The organism is Humiphilus diazotrophicus (genome assembly GCF_059726315.1).
Window position 1 is genome coordinate 168,038 of record NZ_AP040871.1, and the last position, 12,699, is coordinate 180,736.

Consider the following 12,699-nt stretch of genomic DNA (forward strand, 5'->3'; position numbering starts at 1 on the left):
AAGGTTCAGTCCAGCAGAAAGTGGAGATTGGCTGTTCCAGAAGCGGAATATCTTGTAAGTCGCTGATCTATCTATGTCTTTACGTAAAGAAGGGTGTCTTCACAGTGAATTTGTCTTGAGGCTCGGTGCTCACAAAGTAAGCATGGCGCTTGGTTCCCTCGGAATGCGCCAAGCGCGAAGGGGGCCACGACGACCCGGTTGTTCACAGTCAATGCCAAACCTGAGAGAGGTTGGCCGTCGTCTTACGAGGGATGATGCGCAGGAAAGAACGACAATTTGCTGTTGTATCCAGAGTATTTCGGTGTCTAGCCTTCCTTGTTTGGCTCTTGAGTGTCTTGTCCTATGCTCAGACGACAAGAGTGCCTCCGGTTGAAGAGCGGGTGAACGCGCTGATTGCCAAACTTACTCTTGAACAGAAAATCGATCTGATCAATGGCATAGATAAGTTTTATATTCGGGGAATCCCCTCCATTAATTTGCCGCGCCTTCGCATGTCAGATGGTCCCATGGGGGTTCGGGAATGGGGTCCGTCGACTGCCTATCCAGGAGGTATGGCTCTTGCCGCAACCTGGGATCCTCAACTGGCCGAAAAAATAGGTGCGGCAATTGGAAGAGATGCACGTGCACGTGGCGTTTCTTTACTGTTGGCTCCCGGAGTCAATCTCTATCGTGCACCTCTTGCAGGTCGCAACTTTGAGTATTTCGGCGAAGATCCGATTCTTGCCTCCGGTATCGCTGTGGGTTTCATCAAAGGTGTTCAGCAGCAGGGTGTTATTGCCACAATCAAACACTTCATAGCAAACAATCAGGAGTTCAATCGAGTAGAAGTTAGCTCCGACATTGATGAACGCACTCTGAGAGAACTGTATTTGCTGGTTTTTGAGGCAGCGGTCAAGGATGGCCATGTCGGTGCTGTCATGGATGGCTACAACCCGGCAAATGGATTGCATCCGACTGAGAACGCCAAATTGAATTGTGAGGTCCTCAAGAAAGAGTGGGGATTCGACGGAATCATCATGTCAGATTGGGGCGGGACTCATCATGGTATTGCCGCTGCCAATGCATGTCTCGATCTAGAGATGCCCTCGGGCGAATACATGAATCGTGACACTTTGCTCCCCGCCATAAAGGATGGAAAGGTTTCGATTGCGGTTATCGATGATAAGGTGCGCCGCATTCTCCGGAAAGAAATTGAATTCGGTGTGTTGGATCGTCCTGAGACAGACTTAAGAGAAGATCTTTATAGCTCTGGGAATCGAGAGATTGCACGGGAAGGCGCACTGGAAGGTGCGGTCCTGCTGAAAAATGACAATGCTTTATTGCCGCTAGACAAACGCTATATCAAGAAACTCGCGGTCATCGGTCCAAACGCGACACCTGCCATCTATGCCGGTGGCGGTAGCTCGAAGGTGAATCCCTATGAGGCAGTTAGCGCACTCGCAGGCCTAATGCAGTTTCTCGAAGGTTCGGCGGAGGTGGAATATGATCGTGGCCTTCCAGAACTAAACGAACTTAGCAGGCAAACGCGATTCACTTTCCAGGACAAGCCGGGAGTACAAGCGGAACTTTTTGCGAACAGCGATTTCCAAGGGCAGCCTTTCAAATCACTGATTGTTCCTAATATCGATCCTGGTTCACTTTCTTTCATCCTCAAGCCAGATGGAACTCTTCTTGATGGAATCAAAGCAATCCGGTTCACGGCTACTTATCAACCGCATGAGGCCGGAAGGTATTTGTTCCTGACTTCAGGCGGCGGTTCTGAGGCCTATCTCTCAGGACAGGATAAGTACAAGCTTGTTGTGAATGGTGCTCAGGTCGTCGCCGTTGCGCCCTTTGAGCAGCAAGCTCCTTTAGCAACCTATCGGGATCTTTCGGACAACAAGCCGATTGAAATCCACTTTGACTATGTTCCTAGAAGCAAGCGTGCTTTCCCACGGTTAGCTATCAGCTCGATGCGAGATCTGATTTCTGAGAGAGCGAAACGGATTGCTGCAAGCGCTGACGTTGTTGTACTTTCCGTTGGATTTGATCCGACAACCGAGCGGGAGGGCATGGATCGTAGCTTTGAACTCCCTTACGGCCAGGAAGAGCTGATACGCACGATTTCCCGGATCAATGCAAAGACGATCGTAGTTCTCAATGGCGGCGGCGGGATTGATATGCATGATTGGATTACATTGCCACCCGCAATTCTAGACACCTGGTATCCGGGACAAGAAGGTGGGCGCGCTTTGGCGCAACTTCTATTTGGAGAACATAATCCCTCGGGTAAGTTGCCATTTACTATCGATCGCACTTGGGAAAGCAGTCCGGTTCATAACACTTATTATGCCTCTGCGCGCAAAGAGGCATCCTCCGAAGCGACATTCCCTTTTGAAATGGCTGGCGAGAATCGACTCGGAAAGATTGACCGAGGAGTTGCGTATACAGAAGGGTTGTTCAACGGATACCGATACTATTCCGGATCGCAGAGCAAGCCTCTTTTCCCTTTTGGTTTTGGCCTTTCCTATACGTCTTTTCACTTCAGCAATCTACATATCGGCCAACTTCAAAATGACGGTATAGAAATTTCGCTGGATCTGACAAACACAGGAAAACGAGAGGGCGCGGAGGTTGCGCAGTTGTATCTTGGATTGCCTTCTTCCATGGTTCCCATGCCGGTTCGGGAATTGAAGGCGTTTCGGAAGGTCAACCTCCATCCGGGCGAAACGTCGCGGATCACCTTGCACGTAGATAAGCGTGCGCTCTCCTATTACGACGTAGCAACGAAGAGTTGGAAGCTCGACAGCGGAGAAGTCAGAGTCGTTGTCGGAGATTCCGCCGAAGACACCCCCTTAGCGGGAAGCTTCATTGTTCCGCATGAATGAATCCAGTTATCGACAAGCCCCTAGTCCGATTGAAGGGTCAAGGAAGGGATACTAACTTGCGCTCTATATCTGAAAATTATGCTCCATTCCGTTGCGGCGTTCTCCTTCTGTCGGGAGTAATGACTTGCTGCTCTCCGCAATTTTCTCGAGCAGCCACCCATGCCGTACCTGCCAGTAAACCTACTAACGTCTTCAATTCTGCCGCCGATCCGGCAGCAATTGTCACACTGGAACAAGCACGTTTTACTGTGTTGACACCTCAGCTGATTCGTATGGAATGGGCGGCTGACGGCAAATTCGAGGATCACGCTTCGCTCGTTTTCCTGAATCGCAGGATGCCCGTACCTCAATTTACGCATAAGCAGGATGGCGAGCAACTTACTATCGATACCTCCGCTCTCCATCTCGCCTATAAGCCGCATACAGGTGACAACGGCAAATTCTCCGGAGAGAATCTTCAGATCACTTTCAGCCTCAATGGCAAGCAGGTCGTCTGGCATCCGGGTCTGGAGGATACCGGTAATCTGCTTGGAACCACACGGACACTGGATGAAGCAAAAGGCAGCAATACGAAAGAGCCGATTGAACCCGGCTTGCTTTCGCGTGACGGTTGGACTCTAGTCGACGATTCTCAACGCGCTCTTTTCGATTCCGACAAGTTTAATTTCGCTCAAGGGGAGAATGGTGTCTGGCCATGGGTGATGGTTCGCCCCCCGGGTGATCGTCAGGACTGGTATTTCTTCGGCTACGGTCACGATTACAAACAAGCGCTCTCCGATTATGTCCGTGTGGCTGGGCGCATTCCATTGCCGCCGCGCTTTGCCTTTGGAACCTGGTGGTCCCGGTATTGGGCTTACAGCGATCAGGAGCTGGACAAACTGGTCGATGAATTTCATCAGAACAATGTGCCACTCGATGTGCTTGTAATCGATATGGATTGGCACTTGAACTATAGCCAGCTTACGGAGCGTAATCTGGTCGATCAGGCGGGCGAGCGGTTGGGCTGGACGGGGTATACATGGAACCCTCTACTCTTTCCCGATCCCCAGGCCTTTTTGAGCCATATTCATCGCGAGGGACTAAAGGCAACATTGAATCTACATCCGGCTTCCGGGGTGCAGCCTTGGGAGAAGGTCTACCCTGAGATGGCTAAGGCGATGGCTATTGATCCTGCAAGTAACAAATATGTACCTTTCGATATCACTGATAAGAAATTTGCCACCAATTATATGGATCTACTGCATCATCCTTTGGAGCATCAAGGGATAGATTTCTGGTGGTTGGATTGGCAACAGAATCCAAATACAAAGATTCCTGGATTGAATCCGACATGGTGGTTGAACTATGTTCACTTCACTGACCAAGAACGTGAAGGGAAACGCCCCTTGCTCTTTCATCGTTGGGGCGGTCTCGGCAATCATCGCTATCAGATTGGCTTTTCTGGAGATACGATTTCGGTTTGGGAGTCGTTGGATTTTCAGCCCTGGTTTACAGCTACTGCTGCGAATGTTGGGTACGCCTATTGGAGTCATGATATAGGCGGGCACATGCCTGGTCCTATTGATCCGGAACTCTATACACGATGGGTGCAGTTTGGAACCTATAGTCCCATTCTACGTACACATACAACCAAGAATCCTGCATCCGAGCGTCGTATTTGGGCTTATTCTGAGCCTTTTGCCGATATTATGCGAGATGCCTTCCGTCTTCGTTATGCGCTGGAGCCATATCTCTATACGGAAGCGCGTCGCACCTATGACACTGGAATAGCGTTTCTCCATCCTCTCTACTACGATTGGCCCGAAGAAAATGCGGCCTATTCCTACAAAGGGGAGTATATCTTTGGCAGCCAGATGATTGTGGCTCCGATAACTAAGCCCGTCGATGCTACTACTCAGCTTGCAGAACAGAAAATCTGGATTCCTAAGGGCGAGTGGATAGAGAGTGCGACGGGAAAACACTTTACTGGGCCAAAGGAGATTTCCCGAAGCTTCGCTATAGATCAGATCCCTGTTTATGTGCGTGCCGGAGCCATTATTCCTATGCAGCCGGCGATGGACTACACAGCGCAAAAGCCCGTTGATCCTCTTATTTTGAACGTCTATCCACTTGCTGACGGACAGAGTAGCTCTTATACCCTTTATGAAGATGCGAGCAAATCTGAAGCATATAAAGAAGAGATTTGTTCGTGGACAAAGCTCGATGCCAAGCAGACCGGAGATGATCTTGTCGTGCAAATAGAACCTGTCCGTGGAAGCTATCCTGGTATGCTTACATCCCGTGCTTACGAAATCAGGCTCCCTTCCGACTGGCCTCCATCATCGGTTACTGTAAATGGTAAACCTCTCACCTTTGTCGATCGCGAAGGAAATAAATCCGGCTGGCGCTATGAAGGAAATACATTAACTACTGTCATTGCAACTCCTCACTTTCCTGTTTCAGCGGAAGTTCGGATTGAAGTTCGGCGCTCTGCAGGATCAATCGCCAGAAGATCACAACTTGATGATTTCGCTGGAGCGACCGTTCGCTTACGCAGCGCATACGACACCCTGAATACTCTGCATCCTGTTGTTTGGTCTCCCAACACGTTGATCGATGTCATGCAGACGGGAGATCGCTTGTCCTATCACCCGGAGAGCATACATGCGGAAATGGAGAACTTCTCTAGGAAATACGCGGCTGCGGCAGACAGTCTTGAGCAGTTGTCTGCAAGCATTCTTTCCTCCGGGAAGAAACTTGTGTCGGAGCGTAAGAAAGAGATTGCGTCCCAATTTCAGCGTGCCGAAGCACAGTTGAAGGATGGTCGGCCTGCCAGTATGGGGCAGCAGCATCAGACGGCGGCGGCCATGCGGATGCCGTCAGGAGCCCAGAAATAGGGGTTACGGAATAAGAGAGTGAGATGAAATCTGTGAGATCGCGGTATTTCGGCAGAAGTCTATGTCTATTTGCCTGCGTGGTGGGTCTTTTGCCGTTGGCAAAATCTGTAATTGCTCAGGATACCTTCACCAAGGGAACCACACTCTTGGTGGGAGTAGATCGTCGTCCTCAGATTAATCTCGACGGCGACTGGCATTACATTCCAGATCCTTATGGCTCGTTTCTTTACCAGTACAAAGGTGGTGTTCGCGATAACGGATATGCAAAGAATGAGAAGCCGCGCAATGAGGGTGTTCCCATTGAGTACGATTTCTCAACCTCACTTACGCTCAGAGTGCCCCAGGATTGGAATACACAAAAGGCAGACTTGTTCCGCTATGAAGGGCCACTCTGGTACGAACGGGATATTATCTACAGAATGCATCAGGAGACACGGGTCTTTCTCCATATCGGTGCGGCAAATTATCGTTCCGTGGTGTGGATGAATGGACATAGGGCTTGCCAGCACGAAGGGGGATTTACTCCTTTCGACTGTGAGGTTACCGATACGATTCATGATGGTGCAAATTTCATCGTTATAGCCGTTGACTCAACACGAAAGGCAGATGGTGTTCCTGCCCTCCACACGGACTGGTACAACTATGGCGGAATAACCCGTGATATCTCTTTGATCGAGTTGCCCAAGAAGTTCGTCGACGATTATGACATTCATCTTGAGAATCAAAGTACATCCGAAATCAGCGGGACGGTTCATGTCGTTGGAGCCGATAGCGGAACCGAAGTACAGCTTGCTGTTCCAGAATTGAACCTTGCCATGAAGGCACGCTGTGACGCGGAGGGGAACGCGAAATTCCATCTGCACCCAACTGGCCTGCAACTATGGTCTCCGGAAAAGCCCAAACTTTATCAAGTCAGAATGGAAGCGGGGCCGGACCTATTAGTGGATGAGATTGGTTTTCGCATGGTTGAGGTGAAGGGATCGCAGATTCTGCTCAATGGGAAGCCCATCTTTTTGAAAGGTATCAGTATTCATGCAGAGGCTCCTTTCCGGACGGGAAGAGTAGCCACAGATGAAGATGCTCAGACTCTTTTCCAGTGGGTTCAGGAATTGGGCGCAAATTTTGTGAGATTAGCGCATTATCCTCACGATGCGCGTATGACTCGTCTTGCAGACCGGCTTGGTGTTTTGGTTTGGTCTGAAACTCCCAATTGGCAACAGATAGACTTTAGCGATCCACGAGTGCTGCAACTCGCGAAGCAAGAACTGACAGAGATGATTCGTCGAGATCGGAATAGAGCCTCTGTGATCCTCTGGTCAGTTGCCAATGAGACTCATCCATCTCCGGAACGTACGCAGTTTTTGAAAACCATTGTGGAAGAGACTCGCCGTCAGGATCCGACGCGATTAGTGACAGCTGCTTTCTTAACCCCTCGCAGCCGGAGCCCCAAAAAGACGTTTGACGATCCGCTTGGTGCTGTACTGGACGTGATCGGCATGAATGAATATATCGGATGGTATGAAGGCAAGCCCGAAGATGCCGAGAAAACTCAATGGGAATTTGCCTACCAGAAACCCGTGATCGTTAGTGAGTTTGGTGCAGAGGCGAAGGCTGGATTTCATGGAGATCCAGGTACTCGCTGGACAGAGGAAAGTCAGGCCGAAATTTATCGCCATCAACTCAAAATGTTGGAGAACTTCCCTCAGCTGGTCGGGGTGAGTCCCTGGATCTTGATGGATTTCCGCTCTCCAGACCGCAATCTGCTAGGTCTGCAGGATGGATTTAACCGCAAGGGCATCGTCTCAGACCGTGGCGAGAAGAAGCTGGCCTTTCGGATTCTGGAAGAGGCCTACAAAAGTAATTCTCTCAGTCCTGGGAAATAGTGCGCCTGCTTAATTGGGCCGGCAAGACAGTATCTACATGCTGGTATCACGGTATCAAGGTACCAATACCGTGATACCGTGGTACCAGTATTATGTTTCACTGAGCAGAACTTGCGATCTTTGCTACAAAACGTCTGTAGCTACGAGTCATCGTTCGAGAACGCTCGTCCTACTGGAAACAGATTGAACCGATCTGCTTCCTCCTCAGCAGAATTGCCGGTAGAGAACATTGACAGAGCTATGGGGCCTTGCTATTCATGAGTTCTCTGTTGTGTGCCTCTTTTCGTTTTGCTGGCTGATTCATGCTTCCCAAATTCATCTTGTAGGTAATGAATAATGAACGTACCGGCGAGATCCGATGCAACGCGTCTCCTCCTTCGTTGGAATCAAGGAGATCAACGAGCTGTCGACGAGCTCCTGCCGCTTGTCTACGATGAGTTGCGCAAGCTTGCGAGGGGATATCTAAATCGAGAACGGCCAGGTCATACTCTTCAAAGCACAGCTCTGGTGCATGAGGCCTATCTCCGGCTAGTGGACCAGAATACGGATTGGCAGAGTCGAGCGCATTTCTTTGGAGTGGCAGCGCAAATAATGCGGCGCATTCTTGTCGATCACGCGCGTGCTCGAAGCGCAGCTAAAAGAGGAGACGGCCTGAAAGTTACTCTGGACGAGGGAATGGCGGTTACCGAGCAGCGGAGTATCGATGTATTGGAGCTGGACCGTGCACTCGAGGGACTTTATGCGATCGATGCGCAACAAGGCAAAGTAGTCGAACTCCGATTTTTTGCAGGTCTTTCAATTGAAGAGACTGCAGAGGTGTTATCTATTTCCCCGGCGACGGTAAAGCGAGATTGGAATGTGGCTAAGGCTTGGCTTGCTCGCGCAATGCAGGCGTAGGCTTCATTGATTTTCTATAGCCAAAAGGGAGAGATCGGATTCCAATTCTGTGTGCCCTGTTTGTTCTTGTTGTTCGATTTGAAAGTTACTCAATCCGACACCAACCAGCCGATAGAGCTGTTGAGGCCCCAGATTGACGCGTTCACGCAACGAGAGTGCCATCTCCGTAAATGATTCCAAGGATGTAGGCATCTTGTCTGGGGTGAGACTTCGTGTAAGTGTGTTGAATTCTTTTGTCTTTAGCTTAAGTACGATGGTGCGCGCCAATCGAGCGTTTTGGCGGGAGGCATTCCAGACTTTCTCTGCCAATTTGCGGATCAGCGGTTCGGTTTCATCGAGTGGGATGTCGTGCTCAAAGGTATCCTCTGCCGAAATCTGTTTTCTTATTCGGTTCGGGACGACGGGGTTGTGGTCGATACCCCGGGCGAGTTCGTAGAGACGCGATCCGTATCTCCCAAAGTGAGTTTCCAGGAGCGATAAGTCCATAGCTCGGATATCTCCTACTTTCGAGATACCGATCTGGTTCATACGTGCTTCGGTGACATGCCCGACGCCTGGAATACGTCCAACAGGAAGGTCTATAAGGAATGACTCCACCTCGTGAGGCTGGATAACAAAAAGGCCATCCGGCTTGCGCCAATCCGACGCAATCTTCGCGAGAAACTTATTCGGAGCAACTCCTGCGGAAGCTGTAAGGTTCAGTTCCTCCCGTATTTGACGACGTATCGCTATGGCCACCTTCGTAGCTGTCGGAAGTCCTATTTTGTTTTCGGTGACATCGAGATATGCCTCATCCAGAGAGAGCGGTTCGATCAGATCCGTATGCCGCCGAAAGATCTCCCTGATTGCTAAAGAGACAGCTTTGTAACGTACAAAATCCGGTGGAATGAAGATTGCTTTTGGGCATAGCCGTTCAGCCCATAATGCTGGCATAGCGGAGTGGATACCAAATCGACGAGCTTCATAGGATGCTGCGCAGACAACGGACCGATTTCCCCGCCAGGCTACGACTACGGGTTTTCCGCGTAGACTGGGATTGTCTCGTTGTTCTACTGACGCATAAAACGCGTCCATATCCACGTGCACAATTTTGCGGGTTCCCAGCTGGGAGAGGTATTCGGTCTGAAGATTGGTAGATAACGAAGCCATGGGATATCCGCTAAAACTCAAGTCAGAGTCTGTCGAAGATTACTTTGGGCGGCTCCTTGGAAAACATTCAGGCGGTGTTTCTCCTAACAGACTTCAATTGTGACATATTCTCCTTATCTTCGCCTAGACTCTGAAGCGGTTTTATTGAGGGGTTTTCCCGGAAGAGATAAACATTCTGGCCTCTTTGAGTTCCTGGGTTTACGATTTCCGGCCAATGCCCTTTACGCACTGTGCTAATTCTTCCGCGACTCTGTCTGGTTCCTGCGAATCGGTGGACTGTAGCGCACCGCGATTGCGGAGATCAATCCATATATCAAGACTCTTGCGGTAGAGATTTTGCGCTGTGGTGAGGCTGGTTTTCTTGTCTGCTTCTTTTGAATTGTTGTTGGCTACCGAAGCGTAATGAGCCTTGGCGAGCTTGGCATATACCCGTGCCAGCTCTGATCGCATCAAGGCGTTGTCCGGATCAGATTTTGCGTTCTCTTCGGCACGGGCAGCAGCAATCCGATAGCTGTGCATGGCCGCATTCGTATCAGAACTCTTCAACTGCGCATCACCAAGCCGATACTGATCGTAAACAAGATAATAACGAGCAGAAGCATCCCTAGGATCGAGTTCAGCCAAGCGGGTATCGATGACCATTGCCTGCCGGTACTGTTGCATCGCTTTTACTGTATCGCCGGCTTTGAGAATGGAGTCCCCTAGATTGCTATAGTCCACGGCCAGGTCTCGCTGGGCGGAGGCGTCCTCGGGGTGTTTCTTCGCCAGTTCTGCGTCAATCGCAAGAGCAAAGCGATATTCGCGTAACGCGTGATTCAGATTTCCTTGAGCCTCGAAAATGCCACCGATCTTTTTCCGTTCAAGGCCCCAGTTTCTGCGAAATCTTTCTTGCTCGGGATGACGGTCAGCCAGGGATTTGAATACAGCGGAACCAGATTCATAATTGCTCAGACTAGCGTTCCATTGGCTGAGAGATGCCAGAATATCTCCCATGCCGTCGTAGGAAGAGGCTAGCTTTGCCTGCGCCTTGGTATCTGTCGGGGCTTCTGCTGCCAGCAATCTTCTGATTTCAAGCTGATCCTGTTGGTATTTGAGCGCTTCCTGGTAACGACCCAAGTCCTGCAGAATTTCTCCCATCCCTTGATATGCGCTGGCGAGACCTGCACGAGCAATATTATCTGCGGGATTTTTCGCCAGGATTTCTTTTCGGATGGAAACCGCTTTGAAATAGCTCTCTAATGCTCCCGTAGTGTCGCCCAGGTTCGCCTGGCCCGTTCCCCCTTGCGCACCACCAATTTTTTCGTAAGCTGTGGCGATCTCCTCTCGAAGTTCAGGACTTGCGGTGCCATCTGTCGAAAGCGCATTTAGATAACGAAGAGCATCCTGAACAATGAGCTTACGAGCCGGTGTCGCTCCGGCAAGGTACTGAATGGAATCGTGTACATCAAAGATCAAATCATGAGCGACATTCCGAATCTCATTAAAACGCTGGTCGGCAAGAGCACGTTGTTTCTCTGCAATTCGAGCCTGCCGAGTAGCAGAAACGATTCCGACGGTAAGGGAAAGTAGTATTAGTGTGACGGCAGCAAGCGAGACTTTATTTCGGCGCGCGAACTTTACGGCCCGATAACTGATTGTGTCCGGGCGTGCGAGCACCGGCCTTCCATCGAGGAATAAGCGTATATCGTTTGCAAATTGCTCCACCGAGGCGTATCGGCGAGTTGCGTCTTTACGTAGGGCCTTCAATACGATGGTGTCTAGATCGCCTTGAAGATTGCGCCTGAGCACTGAGGGACGACCATCGCGGACGCGTGCAATCTCTTCTGATGTGACAGTTGTTTTATCTTTCCCGTAGTCCAGAATTTCCAGAGCACGCTCGACCACTACACTGGGTCGCTCCGGTTCTACTTCATTAATAATGCGCGCCCACTCCAAAGGGGTCGAAGTGGGCAGAACATAAGGTGGATGGCCGGTAAGCAAACGATAGAGTATGACGCCCAGCGAGTAAACATCGGTGGTTGTCGTAACTCCTTGTCCCTGTGTCTGTTCCGGGCTCGCATATTCCGGAGTCATGGCTCTGGCGAATGTGCCTTCCACTGTTGCAGTTTGGAAATAAAGGTCAGGATCAACCAACTTAGCAATACCAAAATCAAGTAACTTTGGTGTGCCGTCAGTAGTTACCAGGATGTTGGCCGGTTTTAGGTCTCGATGAATCACCAGCTTTTGATGTGCATACTCTACTGCGGAACAAACTTGTAGAAATACGTTGAGGCGTTTAGCTGTGTTAAGCGAATGGGCATCACAATATTCATCGATTGGCTTTCCCTCAATGTATTCCATTACCAGATAAGGCAAACCTTCGCTGGTTGCGCCGCCATCCAGTAAATGTGAGATGTTTGGATGATCAAGGCTCGCAAGAATCTGGCGCTCGCTCCTGAAGCGCCGCAAATATGGACGGGTTGCGAATCCCGTTTTGACGATCTTGATGGCAACTTTCTTGAGATAGTGATCGTCCAGCCGGACGGCCTGATAAACAGTACCCATGCCTCCTTCTCCTATGACCGAGGCCACGCGATAAGGACCAATATCCCGCCCTAGCCAGGGATTTGGGTATTCCGGCTGTAAGAGGCTTATATTTATAGGATTTTTGGTTCCCCAGAAATCCTGTGTTTTTCCGTGATGACGCAGAAGTGATTCAATTTCTTCATGAAGATCGGGTTCGGAGTCTCGAAGGTTGTGGAGGAAGCTGATGCGCTCCTCTGGACTGCATTCGAGTGCAGCCTGGAATAGATCTTTTATCCGTTCCCACTCCGGCGGAGTTTTGGAGCTAAAGCTCGATTCGTACATTCGAGTTGCCTCGGATTACTATGGAGCCCGCATTCTAAATGCCCAATATAGTGAGCGCGCTTCAAAAGCGTAACGATGCAACTTTTCAAAGTCAACAACTTTGGAAATACAGTATGACTTTTCTGGAATTTTGCTGAGCCTTTTCCTGGTCAATTTCCGCGTTATCTGGTGAGGCGTTGA

Annotated in this window: 6 protein-coding genes; 4 read left to right on the forward strand and 2 right to left on the reverse strand. The window is 50.1% G+C overall.

All coding sequences use genetic code 11. The features are described 5' to 3' along the window. Positions 1 to 251: 251 nt before the first annotated feature. From AC6I7T_RS30760 to AC6I7T_RS30775, 4 genes are all read left to right on the forward strand, one after another. The gene (locus AC6I7T_RS30760) at positions 252 to 2,867 is read left to right on the forward strand and encodes a glycoside hydrolase family 3 C-terminal domain-containing protein (protein WP_497795232.1); all 2,616 of its coding nucleotides are present in this window, start codon (positions 252 to 254) and stop codon (positions 2,865 to 2,867) included. A 119-nt stretch (positions 2,868 to 2,986) separates the two neighbouring features. Beyond that, positions 2,987 to 5,743, forward strand: coding sequence for a glycoside hydrolase family 31 protein (locus tag AC6I7T_RS30765; RefSeq protein WP_497795234.1), 2,757 nt, complete (start codon positions 2,987 to 2,989; stop codon positions 5,741 to 5,743). Positions 5,744 to 5,766: 23 nt separating this feature from the next. Beyond that, positions 5,767 to 7,626 carry a glycoside hydrolase family 2 protein gene (locus AC6I7T_RS30770; RefSeq protein WP_497795235.1) on the forward strand — a complete coding sequence of 620 codons (1,860 nt, stop codon included), beginning with the start codon at positions 5,767 to 5,769 and terminating at the stop codon, positions 7,624 to 7,626. Positions 7,627 to 7,962: 336 nt separating this feature from the next. After that, positions 7,963 to 8,523 (forward strand): sigma-70 family RNA polymerase sigma factor, encoded by a 561-nt coding sequence (locus AC6I7T_RS30775; protein WP_497795237.1) that lies wholly within the window; start codon positions 7,963 to 7,965, stop codon positions 8,521 to 8,523. Between the two features lie 3 nt (positions 8,524 to 8,526). Here the strand turns inward: AC6I7T_RS30775 and dinB are convergent, their stop codons facing one another. Then, positions 8,527 to 9,672: a DNA polymerase IV gene (dinB, locus tag AC6I7T_RS30780; RefSeq protein ID WP_497795238.1), complete on the reverse strand. Its 1,146-nt coding sequence runs from the start codon at positions 9,670 to 9,672 to the stop codon at positions 8,527 to 8,529. Positions 9,673 to 9,870: 198 nt separating this feature from the next. Beyond that, a complete protein-coding gene (locus tag AC6I7T_RS30785) occupies positions 9,871 to 12,519 on the reverse strand; it encodes a protein kinase domain-containing protein (RefSeq protein ID WP_497795240.1) in 2,649 nt (882 codons plus the stop codon). Positions 12,520 to 12,699: the final 180 nt, after the last annotated feature.

Coding starts and splice junctions, on each gene's coding strand:
- AC6I7T_RS30760 (WP_497795232.1), top strand. CDS start 252: ATGATGCGCAGGAAAGAACGACAATTTGCTGTTGTATCCAGAGTATTT.
- AC6I7T_RS30765 (WP_497795234.1), top strand. CDS start 2,987: ATGACTTGCTGCTCTCCGCAATTTTCTCGAGCAGCCACCCATGCCGTA.
- AC6I7T_RS30770 (WP_497795235.1), top strand. CDS start 5,767: ATGAAATCTGTGAGATCGCGGTATTTCGGCAGAAGTCTATGTCTATTT.
- AC6I7T_RS30775 (WP_497795237.1), top strand. CDS start 7,963: ATGAACGTACCGGCGAGATCCGATGCAACGCGTCTCCTCCTTCGTTGG.
- dinB (WP_497795238.1), bottom strand. CDS start 9,672: ATGGCTTCGTTATCTACCAATCTTCAGACCGAATACCTCTCCCAGCTG.
- AC6I7T_RS30785 (WP_497795240.1), bottom strand. CDS start 12,519: ATGTACGAATCGAGCTTTAGCTCCAAAACTCCGCCGGAGTGGGAACGG.